A 23209-nucleotide genomic window follows, 5' to 3' on the forward strand; every position below is an offset into this window, starting at 1 on the left:
CCGGCGTGATCGGGATCCTTGGCGGCACCTTCGATCCGATCCACTTCGGGCATCTGCGTCCGGCGCTGGAGATCCAGCAGCATCTGGGTCTGGAACGGGTACACTTCATCCCCTGTCACGTGCCGCCGCATCGCGCCAGTCCGGGCACCGGCAGCGACGACCGGCTGGCGATGGTGGAGAGTGCCATCGCGGACGTGCCGGGCTTCGTGGCCGACCGCCGTGAACTGGATCGCGAAGGGCCGTCCTACACCGTCGATACCCTGCTCAGCTTCCGCGAGGAGCTGGGGCCGGAGGCGCCGCTGGTGCTGATTATGGGCATGGACGCCTTCGCCGGGCTGCCATCGTGGAATCGCTGGAAGCAGATCTTCGAGCTGGCGCATATCGTGGTCTCGCATCGTCCCGGAAGCCCGGCCTCGCAGGACCTGGGGGGCTGGCTGGGCGATGCCGCCACCCACAACCCGGCGGCGCTGCGCAATGCCCCGGGCGGGCTGGTCTATTTCCAGCCGGTGACCCAGCTCGACATCTCCGCCACGGCCATCCGCGACGAGCTGCGCGCCGGGCGCAGCCCGCGCTTCCTGCTCCCCGGGGCCGTCAACCGCTACATTCAGGACCACGGCCTGTACCGGGCCGGGGCCCAACGACATCATGGAACCTGATCGACACATGAACAGCGAACAACTGCTTGAACTCGTGACCACCGCGCTGGAAGACATCAAGGCGCAGAACATCCGCACCCTCGATGTGCGCGGCAAGACCACACTGGCCGACTTCATGGTGATCGCCTCCGGGACTTCCGGGCGGCATGTGCAGTCGTCCGCCGAGTCGGTCGCGCTCGAGGCGAAGAAGGCCGGCATCCAGCCGCTGGGGGTCGAGGGCCAGGAGAGCCAGGAGTGGGTGCTGGTGGACCTGAACGACGTGATCGTCCACGTGATGCTCCCGGAGACCCGCGACTTCTACAACCTGGAAAAGCTCTGGCTGGCCGAGGAGGCCGCGGATACCGAAAAGGCCGCGCCCGAGGACCCCAGCCTGGAGCGCGTCCGCCGCCTGCGCGGCTGAGCGCAGCGCGCCGCCATGCGCCTGGACCTGATCGCGATCGGCAAGCGCATGCCCGACTGGGTGGCGGCCGGGTTCGACGAGTACGCCGGTCGTCTGCCGCGCGAGCTGAACCTGAACCTGCAGGCCCTGGCCGGCCCCTCCGGGGCCAAGTCCATGGATACGGCCACGCTGCTGCGGCGCGAGGGCGAGATCCTGCTGAAGGCCATCCCCGAGGGCGCCCGCGTGATCCTGCTGGACGAGCGCGGCAAGGGCGTGGACACCAGGGGCGTCGCGCGGCGCCTGGAGGACTGGCAGCAGGACGGGCGCGATGTCGCGCTGGTGATCGGCGGGGCCGCCGGACTCGATGACACCGTGCGTTCCCGCGCGGAATGGGCCTGGTCGCTGTCGCCGCTGACCTTCCCGCACATGCTGGTGCGGGTGCTGGTCGCCGAGCAGCTCTACCGCGCCTGGTCGCTGCTGAACAACCACCCCTACCATCGCGCGTGATGCCCGTGGCGCATCCGCTGCTGCTGGCCTCCGCCTCCCCGCGCCGGCGCGAACTGCTGGAGCAGATCCAGCTCGCCTTCGAGGTGGCCCCGATGGACGTGGACGAGACCCCGCGCCCGGGCGAGCCCCCGGAGGCACTGGTCGAGCGCCTCGCCATCGCCAAGGCGGAGGCGGCCCTCGAGTGCGGCATCCCGGGGCAGTGGGTGCTGGCCGCGGATACCGTCGTCGCGGCGGGCGACGAGGCCCTGGGAAAGCCCGCGGATTTCGCCGACGCCGAGGCCATGCTGCAGCGCCTCTCCGGCGGGGAGCACCGGGTGGTATCCGGCATGGCGCTGGGCCGGCCCGGTGCATCCATGCGGGCGCGCACCGTGACGACCCGCGTGCGGATGCGGCCGCTGACGTCATCCGACATCGAGGCCTACTGGGCGACCGGCGAGCCGCGTGGCAAGGCCGGCGCCTATGCCATCCAGGGCCGCGGCGCCGCCTTTGTCGAGTGGATCGAGGGGTCCTACACCAATGTGGTCGGTCTGCCCCTGTTCGAGCTGGAGGCCTGGCTGCGCGAGATCCCCGATCCGCCGCCGCGCGTCTGAACCGCCCCCGTCAGCGCCCCTTTACTGGATGTTGTGGTGCTCCAGCGGGTAGCCGCGCTCCTTGAAGTAGCGATAGCGGGCGCGACCCGCCTCGCGTTCCGATTCCTCGCCGCCGACGATATCCGCGACGCGCTCGAAGCGCCCGCAGTACTCTGGCACCTCCGGCGCCAGGTTGATCAGCACATCACAGCGATCCGACGGGGCATGGGCCTCGTGCAGCGAGACCGGGACGTCCGCATCGCGTACGTCGGTGCTGTGCGGCAGGAAGGCGGTGTCCTCGAAGGTCCACAGCCACTCGTCCAGCGTGCGTGTCAGCTCCGGCGAGCCGGTGTGGATGTGCACGCGATGGCCCTGGCCGCTGGCCTTCTTCGCCAGGCGGCAGGTGAAGCGCAGGCGCGCCTCCGGGGCCGGGTCCTGCAGCAGGTAGAAGCTGACGTGGGTCATCCGCGCCCGACCCGGGTCAGGCCTGGTCGAGCAGGTAGCGCATCAGCATTGGTACCGGGCGGCCGGTCGCGCCCTTCTCCTTGCCGCTCTTCCAGGCCACGCCGGCGATATCGACATGCGCCCAGGTGTAGTCCTCGGTATAGCGCGACAGGAAGCAGGCGGCGGTGATGGTGCCGGCCGGGCGCCCGCCGATATTGGCCATGTCGGCGAAATTGCTCTTCAGCTGTTCCTGGTACTCCGGCCACAGCGGGAGCTGCCAGCCGCGATCGCCGGTCTCCTCGCCGGCGGCCAGCAGGCGTTTGATCAAGGGTTCCTTGTTGCCCAGGATCGCCGCGCCCTGATGGCCCAGCGCGATGATGCAGGCCCCGGTCAGGGTGGCGATGTCGATCACCGCCTTCGGCTTGTAGCGCTCGACCCAGGTCAGGGCGTCGGCCAGCACCAGGCGGCCCTCGGCGTCGGTGTTCAGGATCTCGACGGTCTGCCCGGACAGGGTGGTGACGATGTCACCCGGGCGGGTCGCGCGGCCGTCGGGCATGTTCTCGGCGCTGGTGACCACGCCGACCACGTTGATCGGCAGCCCCAGCTCGCAGCAGGCCTCGATCACCCCGAACACGCTGGCCGCGCCGCACATGTCGTACTTCATCTCGTCCATCTCGGCACCGGGCTTCAGCGAGATGCCGCCGGTGTCGAAGGTGATGCCCTTGCCGACCAGCACCACCGGCGCGTCGCCCTTCTTGCCGCCGGAGTACTCCATCGCGATCAGGCGCGGCGGGCGCTCGGAGCCCTTGCCCACCGCCAGGATCGCCCCGGCGCCGAGCTTCTCCAGATCCTTCTCGTCCAGCACCGTGGCCTTCAGCTGCTTGTGCTGCCTGGCCAGCTCGCGCGCGGTCTCGGCCAGGCTCTCCGGGTAGCAGACATTCGGCGGGGTGTTGCCCAGGTCCTTCGCCCGGTTCACGCCGGTGGCGATCGCCGCGGCCTCGGTGCAGGCCTGCTTCGCGGCCTCGGCGTCCTTGCGCTCCACGCACAGCTGGATTTTGTCCAGCTTCACCGGGGTGGTCTTCTCCTTGCCCTTGAACGGAGTAAAGCGGTAGGCGGCCTCCGAGATCGCCGCGACCAGGGTGTGCACGACCCAGGCGATGTCCTTGCCGCGCGGCTGGAAGTCCGCGACTGCGATCGCCGCGCTGGTGGCCGGGCGTTCGACCAGCGCGGCGGCCAGGGCCTGCGCCGCCTTGCGCGCGGCGCGGGCGTCGAAGTCCTTCTTCGCCCCCAGGCCGATCAGGAGTGCGCTACCCTTCCCTTGATTGCCTGGGGTTCCACCGCCGGGCAGCAACAGCCGGCTGCCGGCCTCGCCATCCATCTCGCCGGCCTTCAGCAGGGCGGCGATCTCGCCGTCGCGCGCGGCATCCAGGGTGCTGGCACCCGCGGCCGGCTTGCGCTTGTGATAGATCCCGGCGGCGCGGATGCCGGCGCGGGGTTTGTCGAGGGTCGAGGTGGTGACGGAGAATTGCATGAATGCCTCCCGAAAATGAGTCCGAGCATGTTACCAGCGCCATGCGGCGCCCGACCACGCGCCCTGCGGGCAGCAGGGTGATGCGCGAATGATCCTGCGTCGCGCCGAGCGCTTTATCGCCCGCGAGCTGCTGGTCACCCAGACCGCAGTCACCATCGTGCTGTTGCTGGTCATCATCGGTGGCGTGCTGGCGCGGGTCCTGCGTGATGTCGCCGAGGGCACGATCCCGGTGGATTTCCTCCCCGGAATGGTGGCCTTCGGTGCCTTCAAGGGCATCGTGTTCCTGTGGCCAGTCGCCCTGTTCCTGGCCTTCATGCTGGTGCTGGGGCGCCTGCAGCGTGACAGCGAACTGATTGCGCTGCAGGCCAGCGGCATGTCCTTTGCGGCTCTGTACCGGGCGCTGTTCTGGGTGGCGGCGCCGGCCGCCATGTTCCTGCTGGTACTGATGACCCTGGTGGTCCCGAGGACCGAGGCCCAGGTGGACCAGCTGCGCGACCTGGCCGAGCAGCGCTCGGATCTGGTCGGGATCACGCCGGGACGGTTTCTGCGTTCGCGTGTCGGCGAGCAGGTCTTTTTTGCCGAGCGCCTGAGTGCGGATCGCGAGGCCCTGCTGGAGGTGTTCATCTACCGCGAGGTGGATGGCGAGGCCCAGATCACCGTGGCGGAGCGTGCGATCCCCGATCCCTCGGCCGAGGGCAGCGGCTTCCTGATCCTGGAGAACGGCTATCGCCACGTCGGTGTGCCGGGCGAGGGCAGTTTCCAGATGCTCGAATTCGAGCGCCTGCGGACCCAGATCACGGAGCCGGACGCCGGGGCGGGGCGGCGATCGCTGAATGCGATGTCCACGCTGGATCTGTGGGAGCAGCGTGACCGTCCGGGGCACCGGGCCGAGCTGGAATGGCGCATCGCGATGCCCCTGTCGATCCTGGTGCTGGCGCTGATCGCGCTGCCGCTGGCGCTGGTGCCGCCACGCACCGGGCGCTATGCGCGCATCCCGGCGGCGATCGGTGTGTACGTGCTGTACGCGAATTTCCTGATCCTCGGGCAGGGCCAGCTGTCCGACGGGCGTACGCCGCTGGCGCTGGGGCTGTGGTGGACCCATGGCCTGATGCTCTTGCTGTGGCTGCTGCTGGCCTGGCGCAAGGGCCTGCTGGCGCTGGGCGAGCGCTCGCCGCGGCGCGCCGCAGCGGCGGGGGCGCGACCATGACGACGGTGCTCGGGCGCTACATCATGCGCCAGGTGCTGATCGGGACCGCGCTGGCGGTGGTGCTGCTGGTGGCGCTGGATGCGGTGTTTGCCCTGATCGACGAGCTGCGTGACACCGGTCGCGGCGACTACGGCCTGGGCGAAGCGCTGCTGTATGTGGCGCTGACACTGCCGCGCCGGATGTACGACATGCTGCCCTCGGCGGCCCTGCTTGGGGGCCTGCTGTGGCTCGGCAATCTGGCCGCCAACAGCGAGTTGACGGCGATGCGCGCGGCCGGCATGACCCTGGGGCGCTTCATTGCCTGGGTGATGCAGGCCGGGCTGGTGGTGGTCGTGGTGATGGTGGTGGTGGGCGAGTTCTTTGCCCCGGCCGCCGAGAGCCGGGCGCAGAACCTGAAGGCCAGTGCCTTCGATGAACAGCTCAGCGTGAGCCCGATCGGGCTGTGGGCGCGTGATGGCAGCCGCATGGTGCAGGCGGATACGGTGCTGCCGGGGAACCGCCTGATCGGCGTGCGCATCATCGAGATCGGCCCGGATCGCGAGCCGCGCGAGGTTACGCGTGCGGAGAGCGCGCAGTACCAGGACGGGTCCTGGCAGCTGCAGGGCGTGGAACGCTCGCGGCTGTCGCTGGAGCGCGTGGAGGCGGAGCGCGTGGAGACCGAGACCATCGAGCGTCTGATCGTGCCGGAATACTTCGACGTGCTGGTGGTCGAGCCCAGCCAGATGGCGGCGCAGGATCTGGCGCGCTATATCGAGTACCTGCGCGAGAACCGCCTGGATGTCGCGCCCTACGAGGTCGCGTTCTGGCAGCGCATCACGCTGCCTGCCAGCACCTTCGTCATGCTGCTGCTGGCGATTCCGTTCCTGTTTGGCTCGCAGCGCGAGGGGGGTGCCGGGCGCCGGCTGTTCATCGGCATCGCAATCGGCGTCTCCTTTGCCATCGTGATGCGCGCGATGACTCACCTGGGCCTGGTCTACAACCTGCCCCCGGTACTGGCGGCCAGCCTGCCGGTGCTCCTGTTTCTGGGGCTGGCCCTGGTAGCGCTGCAGCGCATGGGGCAGCGCACATGACGCGGCTGCCGCGCCGGCTGTTCCTGGCCGCACTGCTGGCGCTGCTGGCGGCCTGTGGCGGCGCGGGTCCGGACGATTTCGAGCCGCTGCCCCGCCAGGCCACGGTGCTGGCCTTTGGTGACAGCGTGACGCACGGGACCGGGGCCGGAACCGACGAGGACTATCCGGCACGCCTGGCGGCGATAACCGGCTGGACGATCGTCAACGACGGGGTGCCGGGGGACCGCGCCAGCAGCGCCCGCGAGCGTCTTGCCCCGAGCCTGCGCGAACACGAGCCCGATCTGGTGCTGATCTGGCTGGGCGGTAACGATTTTCTGCGTCAGCACGACCCGGCCGCGGTGCGGGAGGATCTGCGCGTCCTGGTGCAGACCGCTCGCGATCACGGGGCCCAGCCCCTGCTGCTGGGGGTGCCACGGGCCTCCGCCCTGGGTGCCGCCACCGGACGCCTGCGCGACGACCCGATCTACCGCGAGCTGGCGCGCGAGGAACAGGTGCCCCTGATCGAGGGCGTGCTCTCCGGGGTGCTGTCCGAGAGCGATCTGCGCGCGGACCCGGTCCATCCCAACGCCCGCGGCTACCGCCGCATTGCCACCGAGATCGCCGAGGCCCTGGACGACCTCGGCCTCTGGCTGGCCCCCTGACGTTTGACTTCACGAAAGGTCAAATGCGGTTTACAGGAAGCTTGGAAGATGGGAAGGGGATTGTGTTGGGGCGTCAGGATGAAACCGAACGACGATGGCAGGGCCCCCCGCTCGGGCAACCCGAGCGCCAAACCCAAAAATCCTTCCTGTCTTCCAGACTTCCTGTAAACCGCCCTTGTCCTTCTTCACGGTTAGAGCAAGCGGTGAGGGGGCTTCAGGTCTTGCGGTTCTGTTTCCAGCGGGGTTTGGCGAGGCCGGGGATGCGCACCAGTTCGGTGCCGGTGAGCCAGTCGTGCAGCATCCAGCGGCGCGGGTGGAACTGCGACAGGGCGAGGGCGAACAACGCGGCGGCGGTCACGACGATGATGGCGGCCGCGCCGTATTCGCGCACCGCCCAGATGGCCATCAGGATGACCAGCCACTGGGCGACCGCGACCAGGTAGCGCAGGGTTGCCTGCCAGGCATTGATCGCCTGGCCGCCCTCGGTGCGCAGCTGGATGTTCCAGGCCTGCATGCCGAGGGTCTGGCCGGTACGGGTCCAGAACCAGTAGAAGAAGCCCCAGGCCACCACCAGGTTGAGCACGAAGTGCGCCCGCGGTGAATACAGCCCGGTGGTGTTGCCGAGGATGACGACCAGCAGCCCCAGGACCATCCAGATCGCCAGCAGCAACAGGGTGTCGTAGACGATGGCGGCCAGGCGGCGCAGCAGGCTGGAGGGCTGACCGTCGACGGAGGATGCGGATTCGGACATGGGGTTCCCGGGGGATTCTGGACTTGGCCGCACATGCGGGGAGGGCGTAGTCTTGCTGCATGGAGCGACGCTTTCAACGTATCCCCCTCGAATTCCGGGCTTCCCTGCTGACCGATGGCGGCGGTTGTGGCGTCCGGGTGGAGGATATCTCCCTCAAGGGGGTGCTGCTGGAGGCGGCGGACCTGCCGGCGCTGAACGACGGCGACGAGGTCTGTGTGGACATCCCCCTCAGTGACGAGGCCCGCATCACCTTCGAGGGTCGGGTGCGCTGGCACGAGGGCCTGTGGCTGGGCGTGGAGATCGAGGCCATGCCGCTGGACTCCGCCTCCCATCTGCGCCGTCTGGTAGAGCTCAACCTCGGCGACGAGGACTTGCTGGAGCGCGAGTTCGCCGCATTGATCCAGGCCCGCTGATCCGGGTCTGTGGTTCTGGGCCTGTGGTTCTGGGCCTATGTCTTTGGCCCCGGTGCGCGTCTCAGCAGGCCGGGAAGATTTCCCGAAACGGCAGGACCTCGACCCAGTCGCCCGCTCGGGCCCCGGAGGATTCCCGCGGCAGCACCACATAGGCGTTGGCCTCGGCCATCGCGCGCAACTGGTGCGAGCTCTGCCCGCCGGCTGCCCGTACCACCCAGCCGCGTTCATCGGTCTCCAGGCAGGCGCGCTGAAAGTCCTTGCGTCCGGGGGTCTTGTGCAGGTCCTCCAGCAGACGTGCATTGAGCGTTTGCGGTTCGGGTGCCGCGCGGCCGGCCAGCTGCAGCAGGGCCGGCCGGACCAGCAGGGCGAAGGTCGTCATCACCGCGACCGGGTTGCCGGGCAGGCCCAGGAAATGGGCGTTGCCGAAACGCCCGAAGGCCAGCGGGCGGCCGGGCTTGATCGCGATCTTCCAGAAGCCGACCTGACCCGCGGCCTGCAGCACGCGAGTCACGTGGTCGGCATCACCGACCGAGACCCCGCCGGTAGTGATGATCAGGTCCGCCTCCTGCCCGGCGCGCTGCAGCGCCTCGCGCACCGCGGCCTCGGTATCGCGGATCACGCCGTAGTCCAGCGCCTCGACCGGGTAGGCCGCCAGCAGCGCGCGGAGCGTGTGGCGGTTGGAGTCGTGGATCTGGCCCGGGCCCGGCGTCTGCCCCAGCGGCACCAGTTCGTCGCCGGTGGAGAAGAATGCGACGCGCGGCCTGCGCAGCACGCGCAGCTCGGCAATCCCCTGGCTGGCCAGTACGCCGATCTCGGCGGCGCCGATGACCTGCCCCTGGGCGAACAGCGCGGTGCCGCTGGCCGTGTCGCTGCCCGGGCCGCGGATGTTGTGCCCGGGCGCCAGGCCGCCGTTGTTCAGGCGAACCCCGGTCTCGCTGACGCGCTCGACCTGCTCCTGCATGATCACCACGTCGGCCCCGTCTGGAACCACGGCGCCGGTCAGGATGCGTACGCACTGGCCTGGCTCCACGGTGCCGTCCCAGGGGTGTCCAGCGGCCGAGGTCCCGGCCAGCATCAGCTCGCGGCCCGCGACGGCATCGTCGGCGCGCAGGGCGTAGCCATCCATCGCGGAGACGGCGGCCGGCGGGACGTCGATGCGGGCGGCGACCGGCTCGGCCAGGGTGCGCCCCAGGGCCGATTCCAGTGCCAACGTCTCGGATTCGGTCAGTGCATCACAGGCCTGCAGGATGGCCGCGCGTGCCTGTTCCAGGGTCAGGGCGTTGGGGTCGAATTCGTCGCAGCTGGGCACGGACATGGCGCTCGGCGTCTCCGGGTCAGGGGTTCAGGTTGAAGTAGTCGATGATGAAGCGGGCGACCGCATCGGGGTCGTTGACTGGCAGCAGGGGGCCGTCAAAGTCCAGCTCGGTGGCATCGGTCGCGACCGCGATCACGCCGGGGATCTCCGGGTAGAGCGGGGGCTTGCCGACAGAGGGACGGTGGACCTCGATCTTCGGCAGGTCGGCCTGCTTGAAGCCCTCGACCAGGATCAGGTCCGCGCGTTCCGGGTCCAGGCGCGAGCAGAGCATGTCCAGGTCCGGTACGCGGCCATCGTCGGTCTCCGGGGTCTCGACCATCAGCGCATAGCGGCGGGAGGAGGCGACCAGCATCTGATCCGCGCCGGCGTGACGCAGCTCGTAGCTGTCCTTGCCGGGGGTGTCCACGTCGAAGGCGTGATGGGCATGCTTGATTACGGCCGGGCGCTGACCACGAGCGCGCAGGGCGGGGATCACCGCCTTGAGCAGGGTGGTCTTGCCGCTGCCGCTCCAGGCGGCAAAGCCGATGCGCGGGAGGTTGGTCGGGTTCGGGTTCATGGCTACCTGCTTGCGTTGTGCGCGCTCGAGTATAGCGATAACCGCCCGTATCGGGAGGGGGGCGGGCAAGTCAGCCCGTGAGGTCCTCTGGGGTATTGAGATTGACGAAGGCGCCGGGCTGGTCGGAGAAGTCGACCACCGTGGCGCCGATGTCGCGAAACCAGCGCCCGACCGCGAGTGAGCCACCCGCAAGGTCCGCCTCCAGGCGCGCGGCCAGTTCGGGTCTTAACAGGGCGAACAGCGGTTGCAGGCGTTCGCCGTCGTGAGCGATCACGGCCGGGGTGGCACCGGCCGCCAGTGCCTGGCCCAGCCGTTTGGCCAGGTCGACCGGCAGGTACGGGGCATCCACCGGGACACTGAGCAGGGTGTGCCCGGGGTAGTGGGCCCATGCCGCGGCAATCCCGGCCAGCGGCCCCGGGTAGTCCGGGCGCGTATCCGGCAGACAGGGAAACCCCAGCGCCTGATAGCGGTCGATATCGGTGTTGGCACTGATTACGATGGAGTCCACTTGCGGCCGCAGGCGTTCGATCACCCGTTCCACCAGTGGGCGGCCCTGGTATTCCACCCAGCCCTTGTTGCGCCCGCCCATGCGCCGACCCTGTCCACCGGCCAGGACCAGGCCGAGGGGCGGATGCGGGGTGTTGGAACCGGGTATTGGAGGCATCGTATCTGGGGGTTAGGGGCCGCAATGGCCTATGGTTCAGGGCATGAGTGCGCGACGGCCTGGCCGTCGCGGAGTGTACGACGAAACGGGACCGACGGGAGAAGAAGCCCATGAAGCGAGGCGGCATGCGCCTCTGGCGAACCGTAATCTGGCTGGCGTTCCTGCTGCTGGGGGCTGGCTCGCTGACGGCGTCCACGCTGGCGGAAACCGGGCAACGGCACGCGCTGGTGCTGACTGTGGACGATGCCATCGGCCCGGCCATCGGCGATTACATCCGTCGCGGCATCGAACGCGCGGAGGCCGAGGACGCCGAGATCATGGTCCTGATGCTGGACACCCCCGGCGGGCTGGATTCCAGCATGCGCAGTATCATCCGCAACATCCTGCAGTCGGATGTCCCGGTGGTCACCTATGTGCATCCCTCGGGTGCCCGCGCGGCCAGCGCCGGGACCTATATCCTCTACGGCTCGCATGTGGCCGCGATGACCCCGGCCACCAACCTCGGTTCCGCCACGCCGGTGCAGATGGGCGGGGGCGGGCTGCCGGGCATGGATCCGCCGGAAGAGGAGGAAGAAGAGGCCGCAGACTCGGCGAATGGCAACGGCAACGGCAACGGCAACGGCAACGGCAACGGGAACGGGAACGGGAACGGGAACGGGAACGGGAACGGGAACGGGAACGGGAACGGGAACAACGACGAGGTCGCGCCGGCCACCGAGGAAGAGCTGCTGGACGAGGGTGCGGCCACTCCGCGCCGGGGCGGCGATGCGATGGAGCGCAAGATCCTCGAGGACGCGGTGTCCTACATCCGCGGACTGGCCGAGCGCTACGACCGCAATGCCGACTGGGCCGAGGAGACGGTGCGCGAGGGCTCCAACCTGACCGCGCGGGCGGCCCTGGAACAGAACGTGATCGACTTCGTCGCGGACAACCTCGACGACCTGCTGGCACAGATCGACGGCCATACCGTGCGCATGCACGACGGCGAGCGCACGCTGTCCACCGAAGGTCTGGAGATCGTGCGCATGGCCCCCGACTGGCGAACCCAGTTGCTGTCGCTGATCACCAATCCGAATATCGCCTATATCCTGATGCTGATCGGGATCTACGGCATCATCTTCGAGCTGGCCAACCCGGGTGCGATCTACCCCGGCGTGATCGGTTCGATCGCGCTGATCCTGGCATTCTTCGCGCTGCAGGTGATGCCGGTGAATTACGCGGGCCTGGCGCTGATGCTGCTGGGCATGATTTTCATGGTTGCAGAGGCCTTCGTGCCCAGTTTCGGGGCGCTGGGCATAGGAGGAATCGTGGCCTTTACCGTTGGCTCCATCATCCTGTGGGACGACCCGCAGCTGAATGTGGCAATCCCGCTGGTGATTGGCACCGCCATCGCCATCGGCATCCTGTCGGTCTGGGTGCTGGGCCGGCTGTTCAGCCTGCGCGGCAAGAAGCCCGCCACCGGCCATGAAGAGATGATCGGCATGATCGGCGAGGCGCGCGAGGACTTCGATCGCAGCGGTCGAGTCTGGGTCCACAGCGAACAGTGGAACGCGGAGACCTCGGCACCGATCCGCGAAGGACAGAAGGTGCGGGTGACCGCGATCGAAGGACTCAAGCTTCGAGTCGAACCCGTGACCGAAGAAGACACCCCGAGCACTGCCTCGGCCGGTTAACCGGCCGAGGCACCCTCAACCCAGAAGGAGCAGGACATGAACGATCTCGGTTTCTTTGTCGTCCCGCTAGTCATCCTGGTCGCCATCATCGTGATGTCGATCAAGGTGCTGCGCGAGTACGAGCGCGGCGTCATCTTCTTCCTCGGCCGCTTCCAGTCGGTGAAGGGCCCGGGCCTGATCATTGTGATTCCGGGCATTCAGCAAATGGTGCGGATCGACCTGCGCATCATCACGCTCGACGTGCCCAGCCAGGACGTGATCTCGCAGGATAACGTGACGGTTCGGGTGAATGCGGTGCTGTACTTCCGCGTGGTGGATTCCGCCAAGTCGGTGATCCAGGTCGAGGACTACTACGCCGCGACCAGCCAGCTTGCGCAGACCACGCTGCGCTCCGTGCTCGGCAAGCATGATCTGGACGAGATGCTCTCCGAGCGCGACAAGCTGAACAACGACATTCAGGAGATCCTCGACTCGCAGACCGATGCCTGGGGCATCAAGGTCACCAACGTCGAGATCAAGCATGTCGACCTGGACGACTCGATGATCCGCGCGATCGCGCGCCAGGCGGAGGCCGAGCGCGAACGTCGGGCCAAGGTCATCCACGCCGAGGGCGAGCTGCAGGCAGCCGAGAAGCTGGTGCAGGCCGCGCAGCAGATGGAGGCGAGCCCGGCCGCGCTGCAGCTGCGTTACCTGCAGACGATGTCCGACATGTCGACCAATGGCAACGCCAACTCGATCTTCTTCCCGCTGCCGCTGGAACTGACCAAGGTGTTCGAGAACCTGGCCGGCAAGTTCCGCGCGGAGAACCCCGAGGCGCCGGGCAATCCGCTGGGCGGTCTCGGCAATCCCGGCGACCCGGGCAATCCGGGAGGTAACCCGTAGGCCGCGCGCGGGCCGTGACCGCAGCGGCGGTCCAGTCCGACACCCTCGACCGCTTCCTCGACGAGCTCTGGGCGGTCGAGGGCCTGTCGGATCACACCCTGGCGGCCTATCGCCGCGATCTCGAGGCCCTGGCGCGCTGGCTGCACGGGCGCGGGGTCGAGCTGGAGGCGGCCAGTGGTGCCGATCTGCTGGGGTTTGTCAGCGCGCGCATGCAGGCGGGGGCGCGGCCGAAGTCGATTACGCGTGCCCTGTCCAGCGTGCGGCGGTTCTACCGCTATCTGGTGCACCAGGGCGAGCGCGAGGATGACCCCAGCGCCGGGATCGAGTCCCCGCGCGCCGGGCGCCCGCTGCCGGACAGCCTGTCCGAGGGCCAGGTCGACGCCCTGCTGGCGGCCCCGGAACTGGATACCGCGGTCGGCCTGCGCGACCGCGCGATGCTGGAGCTGATGTACGCGACCGGCCTGCGTGTGTCCGAGCTGGTGGGTCTGGAACAGTCCGAGGTGAACACCCGCCAGGGCGTGGTGCGGGTGACCGGCAAGGGCGACAAGGAACGCCTGGTGCCGTTGGGGGAGGAGGCCGTGCACTGGCTGGCCCGCTATCTGCGCGAGGCGCGGGGCGAGCTGATGGCCGGCCATCCGCCGGTGGATACCGTGTTCGTGACCCGGCGTGGCCGGGGCCTGACGCGCCAGGCCTTCTGGTATCGCATCAAGCACTATGCGCGGGCGGCCGGCATCGAGGCGCCGCTGTCGCCACATACCCTGCGCCATGCGTTCGCGACCCATCTGCTCGACCACGGGGCGGATCTGCGCGTGGTGCAGATGCTGCTGGGCCACTCCAGCCTGTCGACCACTCAAATCTATACCCACGTTGCGCGTGCCCGCCTGCAAAGCCTGCATGCGGAACATCATCCCCGCGGCTGACGTCTATTGAACGTTCTGCCGACCCCGTCATGCCAGTCTCGGCGGGCACCCCGTCTCGGGGCTGCTAGACTGGCGCGGTTTTTTGTATCGATACGAGAGAATCCATGTTCCTGAAACGCACTCTTCCCCTCGCCGCGGCCCTGGCCGTATTCAGCACCCCGCTCATGGCCACCGACGCCATCGAGGAGTACATGTCCCGGGTGATCCCGGATGCGGAGATCGACAGCATCCAGTCCACCCCGGTCGACGGCATCTACGCGGTGCGCTACGGGACCGATATCTTCTACGTCTCCGGGGATGGCCGCTACCTGATGCAGGGCACCCTGATCGACCTCGAGACCCGCGAGAATCTGACCCAGTCGGCCCTGAGCGGGGTGCGCGCGGACATGTTCGCGGCGCTCGAAGACAGTGAACTCGTGACCTACGCGCCGAACGGGGACACCCGTGGCGTGCTGAACATCTTCACCGATCCGAACTGCCCGTTTTGCCGGGATATCCACCAGGACCTCCCGGAATACCTGGCGGCCGGCATCAAGGTGCGCTACCTGATGTTCCCGGTCCTCGGGCGGGATTCCCCGCAGATCATGGACCGTATCTGGTGCGCCGATGATCGCGAGGATGCGATGGACCGAGCGAAGGCCGGTGACAAGCTGGATGACATCGATGGCAGCTGCGCTACCCCGCAGGATGAGCACATGGTGATGGGGCAGCAGCTGGGGCTGCGTGGCACCCCGGCACTGATCACCGACAGCGGGCAGCAGATGTCCGGCTATCAGGAGCCGCAGGTAGTGATCGACCGCATCCTCGGCGGCGACTGATCGCGCCGCGGGCCGCGCCGCCACCGGCGGCGCGGTTGTGGCAGGGCCGCGCCTCGGTCGAGCCCAACGCGGTTCGCCGGCGGTGATTCAGTACAGCAGCGACGCCATCTGGCGGCGGTACTGTCCGACCAGCGGATGGTCATCGCCCAGCACCTTGAACGCGGCCAGCAGGCCTTTCTGGCCGGCGCCGTCGTTGTAGGCGCGGTGCTGCTTCATGAGTTGCAGGTACAGGCCCAGGGCCTCCTCGGCGCGGCCCGAGAGCATCGCGTAGGCGGCCATCTGTTCCAGTGCCTCGGGGCGCGGGTTGTCCTGCTGCAGCTCCCGCGCGATGGCCTGCGGATCGATGCCCGCGGCGGTTTTGGCGAATACCAGTCGCGCCCGAAGTTCCTTTACCGCCTCCTGCTCGTGCTGGTCCATCGGCAGTCTGTTCAGTTCCGCCTCGGCGGCGTCTGCATCGCCGGACTGGGCCAGCGCGCGGGCCAGCTCGATGCGCAGGTCGCCATTGTCGGGGTCTTCCTCCAGCGCGGTCCCAAGCGCGGCCAGGGCGCCGTCCACGTCGCCGGTTTTGGCCTGTTCCCGCGCCTGTTCGATGATCCTGTCCGAGGGCTTTTCCAGGTAGCGGTCAATCATCGCGCGGATGTTCGGCTCCGGCTGCACGCCCATGAACTGGTCCACCGGCTTGCCGTGGCGGAACACCATCACGGTGGGCAGACTGCGTACGCCGTATTGCTGGGCCAGGGCCTGCTGCTCGTCGCTGTTGACCTTGGCCAGGCGGAACTTGCCCGCGTACTGCGCGGCCAGTTGCTGCAGCAGCGGCATCAGCTGCTGGCAGGGGCCGCACCAGGCGGCCCAGAAGTCGACCACGACGGGGCGCCGGTGGGACTCGTCCAGCACCGTTTGCTGGAAGCTCTCCTCGGTGACGTCGAGGATGTCGTCGCCGGTTGCGCTCGCGGCTTCGGTCATGGGGAAACCTCCTGCGGGGCTTGAGTACGGAATCTGCTGTGCATTGTTGGGATCGTCCCCGGGAATGCAAGCAGCCTTTTCCCCGCAGGCTTTGGTACGCTGCGCACAGGCCACTGCGCGACCGCGCTGGCCGCAAATACGGTTGCCCCCGTCATTGCGAGGAGGCGTAGCCGACGAAGCAATCTCCCCGGGCGCCTCGAACGCCGGCAACCCAGTGCCGATATCCGCGCCCGGGTCTGCTTCGTCGTTTTGCCCCTTGGCCTGGCGGTGTCTGTCGAGCCGACCGAGCTTGGCTGGGGGGCATAATCAATAAAGGGGTTTGTGTGAGCTATTCCGCATCCGATATCGAGGTCCTCGAGGGGCTGGACCCGGTGCGCAAGCGCCCGGGTATGTATACCGACACCACCCGCCCGAATCACCTCGCGCAGGAGGTGATCGACAACTCGGTGGACGAGGCGATCAGCGGCTACGCGAAGCGCATCGATGTGATCCTGCACAAGGACGACTCGGTATCCGTTGCCGATGACGGCCGCGGCATGCCGGTAGACCTGCACCCGCGCGAGAATCGCCCGGGGGTCGAGGTGATCCTGTCCACCCTGCACGCGGGCGGGAAGTTCTCGGGCAAGAACTACCAGTTCTCCGGCGGCCTGCATGGAGTGGGGGTCTCGGTGGTCAATGCCCTGTCGCAGCAGCTCGAGGTACAGATCAAGCGCGACGGCCGCGAGTACCGCATGGCCTTCGCCGGCGGTCACAAGACACAGGACCTGGAAGCGGTGGGGGAGGTCGGCAAGCGCAACACCGGCACCACACTGCACTTCTGGCCGGACCCGCAGTACTTCGACTCCGCGAAGTTCTCGGTCCCCCGACTCAAGCACATCCTGCGCGCCAAGGCCGTGCTGTGCCCGGGCCTGACCGTCACCTTCCGCGACGAGACCACCGGCGAGGCCTGCGAGTGGTGCTACCAGGCGGGCCTGCGCGACTACCTGGTGGAGGCGCTGGATGGCCTGGAGCGCCTGCCGGAGGAGCCGTTCATGGGCTCGATGGCCGGCGCCACCGAGGCAGTGGACTGGGCGGTGACCTGGTTGCCGGAGGGCGGCGAGGTGGTCAGCGAGAGCTACGTGAACCTGATCCCGACCACCCAGGGCGGGACGCATGTGAACGGCCTGCGCACGGGTTTGACCGACGCCGTGCGCGAGTTCTGCGAGTTTCGCAGCCTGCTGCCGCGCGGCATCAAGCTGGCGCCGGAGGATGTCTGGGAGCGGGTCGCCAGCGTGCTGTCGTTCAAGATGCAGGACCCGCAGTTTGCCGGGCAGACCAAGGAGCGCCTGTCCTCGCGCCAGGCCGCGCCGTTTGTCTCCGGCGTGGTCAAGGACGCGTTCAGCCTGTGGCTGAACCAGCACCCGCAGCAGGGCGAGCGCATCGCCGAGCTGGCGATCCAGAACGCGCAGAAGCGCAGCCGCGCCGGGCGCAAGGTGGTGCGCAAGAAGGTCACCCAGGGCCCGACGCTGCCGGGCAAGCTGGCCGACTGCGCCAGCCAGGACCTGGAGCGCACCGAGCTGTTTCTGGTCGAGGGCGACTCCGCCGGTGGCTCCGCCAAGCAGGCGCGCGACCGCGACTTCCAGGCGATCATGCCGCTGCGCGGCAAGATCCTGAATTCCTGGGAGGTCGATCCCGACCAGGTGCTCGGATCGCAGGAGATCCACGATATCTCCGTGGCCATGGGCGTGGACCCGGGTCAGCCCAGCCTGGACGGGCTGCGCTACGGCAAGGTCTGCATCCTGGCGGATGCGGACTCCGATGGCGCGCACATCGCCACGCTGCTGTGTGCGCTGTTCCTGAGGCACTTCCGGCCGCTGGTGGAGCAGGGCCATGTCTATGTGGCGATGCCGCCGCTGTATCGCGTGGATGTCGGCAAGCAGACCTTTTACGCACTGGACGACGACGAGAAGGCCGGCGTGCTGGAACGCATTGAGGCGGAGAAGCTGAAGGGCAAGGTCTCCGTGACCCGCTTCAAGGGTCTCGGCGAGATGAATCCGCTGCAGCTGCGCGAGACCACCATGAACCCGGACACCCGGCGCCTGGTGCAGCTCACCCTGGACGCCGCCGACGACACCCAGCAACTGATGGACATGCTGCTCGGGAAGAAGCGCGCGGCCGAACGCCGCGCCTGGCTGGAAGGCAAGGGCCACCTGGCCGACGTCGCCGTTTGACCCGGAGGGGGAATCGGGGAGAAACCGGGGTCGGCCATCCGACCCCGGGGTTCAAGCTCAGTTGGTGTACATCTCCTGCTGGCCGTTCAGGCGGATGAGGCCCTTGATCACGCGGTAGAGGGTCCAGACCACGTTGGCCAGCAGGATGAAATAGCCGATCACCACGATGAACAGGATGGCTGCGAGCACTGTCCACATCGCGGAAAACCAGAAGGTGCGCATCTGCCAGCGGAAGTGCGATTCCAGCCAGGTGCCCTGCACCTCGTCCTTCTTGATGTAGTTGACGATTACGGCCGCGATAAACGTGATGCCGAAAAAGAAACCGGAGGCCTGCAGGATGTAGACCAGCAGGCTGGTCTTGCGAGCGCTTTCGACGCGGTCATCCAGGGCCGGAGAGGTGGCGGTGGCGATGCTGTCGCTGGCGGTGTTGACGGGTTCAGTCATGTGTCTCGTCCTTGATCTTCTGGTTGCGTTGCCGGCCGCATGCCGCCCCTGCCGGGGCGCAGCGGTCGGGCCATCCCTGACGAGCAGTCCAGGCTGCTCGCCGCCCACCGTGCCGCTGGCGGTGGTGTCCGGCAAGCCCTTGCGTTAATTAGAAAGTGCTTGAGTGCCGCGGACGCACGGCACCCGGGTGCCAGCACACGGGCAGGCCGGAACCGGTGGCGGACGCATGGCCGAGGTTATAGAGCCCCCGCGGAAGGCGGGGGCGTGTCCTGCTGCCAAGAACCGTGGCGCCTACCCGGTGTTCTGGCCACGCCGGCGCATCACGATGCCGAGTGCCAGCAAACCGATGGCCATCAGGGCGATGGCTTCAGGTTCCGGGACCGGGGTGGGATCCCCGCGCAGGAACTGGATGGAGTTGACGACCAGTTGCGCTCCCGCGCCGGTGTCGGCATAGGCGTCGAACAGCGGCCCCAGGAGCAGGCTCTGGCCATTGTTGCCGAGGACCGCCGCGGAGCCGCCGGCCAGGCTGCCGAGACCGGTTGCGCCCGCGCCGGCCGTCCAGCCGCTGGACCAGACGCCCCAGCCCGGATTTTGCAGGTCGATCAGGTCCGGGAGATCCAGGAAGATCGGATGGCCGTCGATTTCGAGGGTCGCATCGTTTGTGCCGGTGCGGTTATCGGCACCCATGAAATCGGAGAAGCCGGAGCCGGTGTTCCAGGTGGTGCCCAGCACCAGCCCGTCGCCTGCCAGATAGCCGGAAAGACTGGTCTGGACGCTGGAGAAAGAAAAACTACTCTGCTCGCCGAAGATCACCATGTCGTACTGGTTGTTGGCGATCAGGCTGTTGAAGGTGGCGCTATTGTTCGTAAACGTGGTTGTGCCACTCAATCCCAGGGTGTCGAGCGCACTGGGTACCACACTCGTGCCCGCCGTTCTGTCCTCGAAGTGCAGGATCGCGAAGGCGTGGGCGGCAGAGATATTCATTGCCAGGACGAGACCACCCAGAACGGTGGCGAGCGTCTTCTTGTTCATGTTTCTTCGTTGTCGACAGATGACCCGAGGCCGAGGGTCTCGGGTCATGTTCCTTCATGCGGTTCGGGGCGGGTCCCCGGGGCAAAAATCGTAGCTCGGCGATTCGCAAGCAATTCAAGGGCCATATAAACAAGGTATTGATTTTCAAGTCGTAAAAAGTCGGGCTTGGGCGGTTCTGGTTGGAGTGTGTAAAAAATCCTGACACTGCAGCCGCGAGCGAGGGGCAGTGGGTGTCGAGTGGTCCCTTGTCGCACCTCAGCGGGAGCGCTGGGGTTACCCGACGACACCTCCACGACATGGCTCGAGAATCGGGGTGGGGCGTCCAGGGCCTGGGCGAAGGCCCTGGAAGGCCCTGTAGGTGGCCAGTGGGTCGTCGTGCATGCCGTCGAAGCCGGCGGCCTGCGCGTGTTGTTTTGGCGTGCGGGCTGATGGGCCGGATCGGTCCGCGCGCGTTCAGTGGAATGGCATTTGGTCCGACGTGTCCCCCGGGTGACGGGCCTCGATCAGGGCGCGGGTGCGCTCGGCGATGTAGCGCGCGGGGTGGGCCAGGGCCTCGTCCAGGGTGATGCTGCCATCGCACAGGGCGCGGGCATCGCTCAGGCCAAGGGCGGCCAGTTCGGCCGGGTCGCAGGCGATGGAGCCGGCCACCGCCACGACCGGCACCTGCTGCGCGCGGGCGCGACGCAGCACTTCGGCGACGACCTTGCCGTGCGCGGTCTGGCCATCGAGCTGGCCCTCGCCGGTGATGACCAGGTCGGCCTCCCGCAGTGCGGCATCCAGTCCGATCAGCTCGGCCAGGTAGCCGGCCCCCATGCGGGCGCGACCGCCGAGGACGCAGTCCAGTGCGAAGCCGAGCCCGCCGGCGGCGCCGGCCCCCGTGGTATCGATGGAGCGACGCAACTGTCCTGCGGCCTCGATGGCGGTGGCGAGGCGTTCCATGTGGGCATCCATGGCCGGGATGTCCGCGGTCTTCAGGCCCTTTTGCGGTCCGAACACGGCCGCCGCGCCATGCGGCCCGGTCAGCGGGTTGTCGACGTCGTTCAGGACGGTGATGTCGACGCGGGCCAGGCGCGGGTCCAGCCAGTCGAAGTCCGCCTGTTGGAGATCCGCGAGGCCCTCGGGGTGGGGCGGCAGGTGTTGCCCTTGGGCATCGAGGAAACGTACGCCCAGTGCGGCCAGCATGCCCGCGCCGCCGTCCACCGTGCCGCTGCCGCCGAGACCGATCAGCAGGTGTTCGGCGCCCGCGTCCAGAGCGGCCCGCATCAACTCGCCGACCCCGAAGCTGTGGAGTTGCCAGGGGTCGTGGCGATCGTCGGGGATCCGGTCCAGGCCGCAGGCGGAGGCGACATCGATCACCGCGCGCCGCTCGCGATGATCGAAGCCCCAGCCGGCGCTTAGCTGGGTGCCGGTGGGGCTGGTCACGTCGGACAGGTGCCAGGCCCAGCCGAGGGTGTGGCTGACCAGGCGGGCCGTGCCCTCGCCACCATCGGCCATGGGCAGAGCGCGTACCCGGGCATCCGGGCGGGCCGCGTGCACGCCCCGGGCCATGGCGGCCGCTACGTTCTCGGCCTCGAGACTTCCCTTGTAGCTGTCCGGGCAGACGACGACCCGGAATGGGTCAGACACGGATCAGCCCCGGCATATAGATGATGCTCATCCGCATTCCCCTGGTGAGCGTCCTGGACGCAATGGCAACATTACAATCAAAGGCGGGTGGGTAGCACCCGCACCCGCGGCCCAACGCGCCGGATGTCGGAAAACCGGGTATCCATCCCGCAACTTATCGAACCCAGCGCTCGGGCGGCCGCTGTGGATCCGAAACCGGTCTGGAACGGCGTGGCGGCTGCCGAAACGACCTGGGGTGGTCCCGCGCTCTGAGGGGTATAATGCGAACCCTTTCCATTGTTGAGGAGTCTGTCATGGGGTGCGTATTCCGCTTTTCCGGGTGGCTGGTTGTGGGGCTTGCCCTGGTCGTTGCGGCGCCGGCTGGCGTAGGGAGACGCTGATTGAATCGCACGTCCGCGTTGGTGCCCCCTGTTTTCCGAGGCAAGGCGCGTCGTGCAGCGGGTAGTGGTTCTACCCGCAAGCGGCGCAACGCAGGATCGGGGAACAGGGGGCACCAACCCGACAAGTGATTGAAAGAGCGGGCTCGGCCGCTTTTGCGCGCGCACAGCGTTGCGGTTCCCTTGTGCAGAATGACTGCACGGCAGTCACCGCGCCTTGTTCGCACGCAAAAGCGACTCGAGCGCGGACGTGCGATTCAATCAGCGTCTCCCTAGTCCGTACTCCGAATTGCAGGCACGCGAGATCAAGGCACTCTCCGCGCAGGAGACCGAGGATCTGCTGGAAGGCCGGGGTATGGGCATGGCACTGCCGGCCGAGCTGCATGGCTATCCGGGGCCAATGCATGTGCTGGAGGTGGCCGATTCGCTGGAGCTGACGCCCGAGCAGCGGCGCGAGACCGAGCGCCTGTTCGCGGCGATGCGGGAGCAGGCGCGCGATCTCGGCCGGCGCATCGTGGAGCGGGAGCGGGAACTGGATGTGCGCTTCGCGGAGGGCGGGATCAGCAGCGCGACCATCGAGTCGCTGACCGTCGAGATCGGCGAGCTGCGTGGCCGCCTGCGCCACCTGCATCTGTCCTACCACCTGGAGATGGATGCGCTGCTCGACGCGGAGCAGAAGGCGCGCTATCAACGGGCCCGCGGCTATCAGGGTGAATCCGGGAGCGAGTCCGGTGGCTCGCCAGGGGCGCATTCCGGGGGCGGCCATCACGGTCATCATCCGGGGCATGAGGGGCACCACCACTGAGCGCCTGCTCCCTGTCCAGGAACTAACAGCGGGTCGCGTGTTCGACTGGGGAGGTGAACGGAGCGCGCGATGGAAGCCCTGAATCTGGATCTGCAACAGCCGGTGGTGGTGGAGACTGCCGCCATGTCGTGGAGCGGCAGCCGCGCCGAAGGCGTGGTGCGCAAGCCGCTGGAACGCGAGCTGGCGGAAGCCGGTCGCGCGACCAGCATTGTCCAGTTCCAGCCGGGCGCCCGCTTCCCGCCGCACACCCACGCGCTGGGCGAGGAGATCCTGGTACTCGACGGCGTGTTCTCCGACGAGGCCGGGGACTATCCCGCTGGCACCTACCTGCGCAACCCGCCCGGGTCCCGCCACGCGCCGCACTCGGACCCCGGCTGCACATTGTTCGTGAAGCTCGAGCAGTTCGCCTCGGAGGACCGCGACAAGGTGGTGGTGGATACCCGTTCGGCGCCGTTCCAGCCGGGTATTGGCGGGCTGCGGGTCCTGCATTTGCACAGCTTCGGGACCGAGCACACCGCACTGGTGCACTGGCCGGTTGGCGAACGTTTCCAGCCCCATCGACACTGGGGTGGGGAGGAGATCCTGGTGCTGTCCGGCGAGTTCATCGACGAGCACGGGCGCTACCCGGCCGGTACCTGGATGCGCAGCCCGCACCTGAGCGAACACAACCCCTGGGTGGAACAGGAGACCCTGATCTACGTGAAGACGGGGCATCTGTGACCCTGGGGCCCAGGGGATCCCGAGGACCCCGGACGC

At 68.0% G+C, this 23209-nt stretch carries 25 protein-coding genes; 15 read left to right on the forward strand and 10 right to left on the reverse strand.

What is annotated here, in order from left to right:
• The first annotated feature begins 5 nt into the window (after positions 1 to 5).
• From nadD to D000_RS0103850, 4 genes are read left to right on the forward strand one after another with little or no spacing between them, the layout of a single operon-like run.
• Entirely contained in the window at positions 6 to 656 is a 651-nt protein-coding gene (nadD, locus tag D000_RS0103835) for a nicotinate-nucleotide adenylyltransferase (protein WP_018872233.1), read from the forward strand.
• 7 nt (positions 657 to 663) lie between these two features.
• Positions 664 to 1056 carry a ribosome silencing factor gene (rsfS, locus tag D000_RS0103840; RefSeq protein WP_018872234.1) on the forward strand — a complete coding sequence of 131 codons (393 nt, stop codon included), beginning with the start codon at positions 664 to 666 and terminating at the stop codon, positions 1054 to 1056.
• A 15-nt stretch (positions 1057 to 1071) separates the two neighbouring features.
• Positions 1072 to 1542, forward strand: a complete 471-nt coding sequence (gene rlmH / locus D000_RS0103845; protein WP_018872235.1) for a 23S rRNA (pseudouridine(1915)-N(3))-methyltransferase RlmH — start codon at positions 1072 to 1074, stop codon at positions 1540 to 1542.
• Positions 1542 to 2132, forward strand: a complete 591-nt coding sequence (locus D000_RS0103850; RefSeq protein ID WP_018872236.1) for a nucleoside triphosphate pyrophosphatase — start codon at positions 1542 to 1544, stop codon at positions 2130 to 2132. Before rlmH ends, D000_RS0103850 begins: the two co-directional genes overlap by 1 nt.
• Positions 2133 to 2153: 21 nt before the next feature.
• Here D000_RS0103850 and D000_RS0103855 read toward each other — a convergent pair whose 3' ends face one another.
• A complete protein-coding gene (locus D000_RS0103855) occupies positions 2154 to 2576 on the reverse strand; it encodes a DNA polymerase III subunit chi (RefSeq protein ID WP_018865706.1) in 423 nt (140 codons plus the stop codon).
• 16 nt (positions 2577 to 2592) lie between these two features.
• Positions 2593 to 4086, reverse strand: a complete 1494-nt coding sequence (locus D000_RS0103860) for a leucyl aminopeptidase (RefSeq protein ID WP_018872237.1) — start codon at positions 4084 to 4086, stop codon at positions 2593 to 2595.
• 88 nt (positions 4087 to 4174) lie between these two features.
• Here D000_RS0103860 and lptF point away from each other — a divergent pair, with 88 nt between their 5' ends.
• From lptF to D000_RS0103875, 3 genes are read left to right on the forward strand one after another with little or no spacing between them, the layout of a single operon-like run.
• On the forward strand, positions 4175 to 5293 hold the full coding sequence (gene lptF, locus D000_RS0103865; protein WP_018872238.1) for an LPS export ABC transporter permease LptF: 1119 nt from the start codon (positions 4175 to 4177) through the stop codon (positions 5291 to 5293).
• Positions 5290 to 6363: an LPS export ABC transporter permease LptG gene (lptG, locus tag D000_RS0103870; protein WP_018872239.1), complete on the forward strand. Its 1074-nt coding sequence runs from the start codon at positions 5290 to 5292 to the stop codon at positions 6361 to 6363. Before lptF ends, lptG begins: the two co-directional genes overlap by 4 nt.
• A complete protein-coding gene (locus tag D000_RS0103875; protein WP_018872240.1) occupies positions 6360 to 7004 on the forward strand; it encodes a GDSL-type esterase/lipase family protein in 645 nt (214 codons plus the stop codon). Before lptG ends, D000_RS0103875 begins: the two co-directional genes overlap by 4 nt.
• Before the next feature lie 214 nt (positions 7005 to 7218).
• Here the strand turns inward: D000_RS0103875 and D000_RS0103880 are convergent, their stop codons facing one another.
• Entirely contained in the window at positions 7219 to 7755 is a 537-nt protein-coding gene (locus D000_RS0103880; protein WP_018872241.1) for an RDD family protein, read from the reverse strand.
• A 59-nt stretch (positions 7756 to 7814) separates the two neighbouring features.
• On the opposite strand from D000_RS0103880, the gene D000_RS0103885 reads away from it, so the two are divergent.
• Complete coding sequence (locus tag D000_RS0103885) at positions 7815 to 8168, forward strand: PilZ domain-containing protein (RefSeq protein ID WP_018872242.1); 354 nt, start codon at positions 7815 to 7817, stop codon at positions 8166 to 8168.
• Between the two features lie 61 nt (positions 8169 to 8229).
• Here D000_RS0103885 and glp read toward each other — a convergent pair whose 3' ends face one another.
• The 3 genes from glp to mobA form a co-directional block, all read right to left on the reverse strand.
• Positions 8230 to 9483 carry a gephyrin-like molybdotransferase Glp gene (glp, locus tag D000_RS0103890; RefSeq protein ID WP_018872243.1) on the reverse strand — a complete coding sequence of 418 codons (1254 nt, stop codon included), beginning with the start codon at positions 9481 to 9483 and terminating at the stop codon, positions 8230 to 8232.
• Positions 9484 to 9502: 19 nt separating this feature from the next.
• Complete coding sequence (gene mobB, locus D000_RS0103895; RefSeq protein ID WP_018872244.1) at positions 9503 to 10039, reverse strand: molybdopterin-guanine dinucleotide biosynthesis protein B; 537 nt, start codon at positions 10037 to 10039, stop codon at positions 9503 to 9505.
• A 70-nt stretch (positions 10040 to 10109) separates the two neighbouring features.
• Complete coding sequence (gene mobA, locus D000_RS0103900) at positions 10110 to 10703, reverse strand: molybdenum cofactor guanylyltransferase MobA (RefSeq protein WP_038047491.1); 594 nt, start codon at positions 10701 to 10703, stop codon at positions 10110 to 10112.
• 110 nt (positions 10704 to 10813) lie between these two features.
• Between mobA and D000_RS0103905 the strand changes: the two genes are divergently transcribed.
• From D000_RS0103905 to D000_RS0103920, 4 genes are all read left to right on the forward strand, one after another.
• Positions 10814 to 12376: a nodulation protein NfeD gene (locus tag D000_RS0103905; RefSeq protein ID WP_018872246.1), complete on the forward strand. Its 1563-nt coding sequence runs from the start codon at positions 10814 to 10816 to the stop codon at positions 12374 to 12376.
• 36 nt (positions 12377 to 12412) lie between these two features.
• Complete coding sequence (locus tag D000_RS0103910; protein WP_018872247.1) at positions 12413 to 13258, forward strand: slipin family protein; 846 nt, start codon at positions 12413 to 12415, stop codon at positions 13256 to 13258.
• 14 nt (positions 13259 to 13272) lie between these two features.
• The gene (gene xerD / locus D000_RS0103915) at positions 13273 to 14178 is read left to right on the forward strand and encodes a site-specific tyrosine recombinase XerD (RefSeq protein WP_018872248.1); all 906 of its coding nucleotides are present in this window, start codon (positions 13273 to 13275) and stop codon (positions 14176 to 14178) included.
• A 104-nt stretch (positions 14179 to 14282) separates the two neighbouring features.
• Positions 14283 to 14996, forward strand: coding sequence for a DsbC family protein (locus tag D000_RS0103920; RefSeq protein WP_018872249.1), 714 nt, complete (start codon positions 14283 to 14285; stop codon positions 14994 to 14996).
• Between the two features lie 87 nt (positions 14997 to 15083).
• Here D000_RS0103920 and trxA read toward each other — a convergent pair whose 3' ends face one another.
• The gene (trxA, locus tag D000_RS0103925; RefSeq protein ID WP_018872250.1) at positions 15084 to 15959 is read right to left on the reverse strand and encodes a thioredoxin; all 876 of its coding nucleotides are present in this window, start codon (positions 15957 to 15959) and stop codon (positions 15084 to 15086) included.
• Positions 15960 to 16282: 323 nt separating this feature from the next.
• Here trxA and parE point away from each other — a divergent pair, with 323 nt between their 5' ends.
• A complete protein-coding gene (gene parE, locus D000_RS0103930) occupies positions 16283 to 18169 on the forward strand; it encodes a DNA topoisomerase IV subunit B (protein WP_018872251.1) in 1887 nt (628 codons plus the stop codon).
• 57 nt (positions 18170 to 18226) lie between these two features.
• Here the strand turns inward: parE and D000_RS0103935 are convergent, their stop codons facing one another.
• The 3 genes from D000_RS0103935 to D000_RS0103945 all read right to left on the reverse strand — a co-directional run bounded on the left by D000_RS0103935 (position 18227) and on the right by D000_RS0103945 (position 21271).
• Positions 18227 to 18613 carry a hypothetical protein gene (locus tag D000_RS0103935; protein WP_018872252.1) on the reverse strand — a complete coding sequence of 129 codons (387 nt, stop codon included), beginning with the start codon at positions 18611 to 18613 and terminating at the stop codon, positions 18227 to 18229.
• A 291-nt stretch (positions 18614 to 18904) separates the two neighbouring features.
• Complete coding sequence (locus D000_RS0103940) at positions 18905 to 19645, reverse strand: PEP-CTERM sorting domain-containing protein (protein WP_018872253.1); 741 nt, start codon at positions 19643 to 19645, stop codon at positions 18905 to 18907.
• A 453-nt stretch (positions 19646 to 20098) separates the two neighbouring features.
• The gene (locus D000_RS0103945) at positions 20099 to 21271 is read right to left on the reverse strand and encodes a glycerate kinase (protein WP_081616632.1); all 1173 of its coding nucleotides are present in this window, start codon (positions 21269 to 21271) and stop codon (positions 20099 to 20101) included.
• A gap of 627 nt (positions 21272 to 21898) precedes the next feature.
• Here D000_RS0103945 and D000_RS13305 point away from each other — a divergent pair.
• A complete protein-coding gene (locus tag D000_RS13305; RefSeq protein WP_155999215.1) occupies positions 21899 to 22453 on the forward strand; it encodes a Spy/CpxP family protein refolding chaperone in 555 nt (184 codons plus the stop codon).
• 69 nt (positions 22454 to 22522) lie between these two features.
• A complete protein-coding gene (locus tag D000_RS0103955) occupies positions 22523 to 23173 on the forward strand; it encodes a cupin domain-containing protein (protein ID WP_018872256.1) in 651 nt (216 codons plus the stop codon).
• The last annotated feature ends 36 nt before the right edge of the window (positions 23174 to 23209 follow it).

The sequence above is a fragment of the Thioalkalivibrio sp. ALJ16 genome (genome assembly GCF_000377345.1).
In the GTDB taxonomy this organism is placed as follows: Bacteria; Pseudomonadota; Gammaproteobacteria; order Ectothiorhodospirales; family Ectothiorhodospiraceae; genus Thioalkalivibrio.

What these genes read in the sequence shown, in the direction of transcription:
- rsfS (WP_018872234.1), top strand. Translation starts at nt 664, where the DNA reads ATGAACAGCGAACAACTGCTTGAACTCGTGACCACCGCGCTGGAAGAC.
- rlmH (WP_018872235.1), top strand. Translation starts at nt 1,072, where the DNA reads ATGCGCCTGGACCTGATCGCGATCGGCAAGCGCATGCCCGACTGGGTG.
- D000_RS0103850 (WP_018872236.1), top strand. Translation starts at nt 1,542, where the DNA reads ATGCCCGTGGCGCATCCGCTGCTGCTGGCCTCCGCCTCCCCGCGCCGG.
- D000_RS0103855 (WP_018865706.1), bottom strand. Translation starts at nt 2,576, where the DNA reads ATGACCCACGTCAGCTTCTACCTGCTGCAGGACCCGGCCCCGGAGGCG.
- D000_RS0103860 (WP_018872237.1), bottom strand. Translation starts at nt 4,086, where the DNA reads ATGCAATTCTCCGTCACCACCTCGACCCTCGACAAACCCCGCGCCGGC.
- lptF (WP_018872238.1), top strand. Translation starts at nt 4,175, where the DNA reads ATGATCCTGCGTCGCGCCGAGCGCTTTATCGCCCGCGAGCTGCTGGTC.
- lptG (WP_018872239.1), top strand. Translation starts at nt 5,290, where the DNA reads ATGACGACGGTGCTCGGGCGCTACATCATGCGCCAGGTGCTGATCGGG.
- D000_RS0103875 (WP_018872240.1), top strand. Translation starts at nt 6,360, where the DNA reads ATGACGCGGCTGCCGCGCCGGCTGTTCCTGGCCGCACTGCTGGCGCTG.
- D000_RS0103880 (WP_018872241.1), bottom strand. Translation starts at nt 7,755, where the DNA reads ATGTCCGAATCCGCATCCTCCGTCGACGGTCAGCCCTCCAGCCTGCTG.
- D000_RS0103885 (WP_018872242.1), top strand. Translation starts at nt 7,815, where the DNA reads ATGGAGCGACGCTTTCAACGTATCCCCCTCGAATTCCGGGCTTCCCTG.
- glp (WP_018872243.1), bottom strand. Translation starts at nt 9,483, where the DNA reads ATGTCCGTGCCCAGCTGCGACGAATTCGACCCCAACGCCCTGACCCTG.
- mobB (WP_018872244.1), bottom strand. Translation starts at nt 10,039, where the DNA reads ATGAACCCGAACCCGACCAACCTCCCGCGCATCGGCTTTGCCGCCTGG.
- mobA (WP_038047491.1), bottom strand. Translation starts at nt 10,703, where the DNA reads ATGCCTCCAATACCCGGTTCCAACACCCCGCATCCGCCCCTCGGCCTG.
- D000_RS0103905 (WP_018872246.1), top strand. Translation starts at nt 10,814, where the DNA reads ATGAAGCGAGGCGGCATGCGCCTCTGGCGAACCGTAATCTGGCTGGCG.
- D000_RS0103910 (WP_018872247.1), top strand. Translation starts at nt 12,413, where the DNA reads ATGAACGATCTCGGTTTCTTTGTCGTCCCGCTAGTCATCCTGGTCGCC.
- D000_RS0103920 (WP_018872249.1), top strand. Translation starts at nt 14,283, where the DNA reads ATGTTCCTGAAACGCACTCTTCCCCTCGCCGCGGCCCTGGCCGTATTC.
- trxA (WP_018872250.1), bottom strand. Translation starts at nt 15,959, where the DNA reads ATGACCGAAGCCGCGAGCGCAACCGGCGACGACATCCTCGACGTCACC.
- D000_RS0103935 (WP_018872252.1), bottom strand. Translation starts at nt 18,613, where the DNA reads ATGACTGAACCCGTCAACACCGCCAGCGACAGCATCGCCACCGCCACC.
- D000_RS0103940 (WP_018872253.1), bottom strand. Translation starts at nt 19,645, where the DNA reads ATGAACAAGAAGACGCTCGCCACCGTTCTGGGTGGTCTCGTCCTGGCA.
- D000_RS0103955 (WP_018872256.1), top strand. Translation starts at nt 22,523, where the DNA reads ATGGAAGCCCTGAATCTGGATCTGCAACAGCCGGTGGTGGTGGAGACT.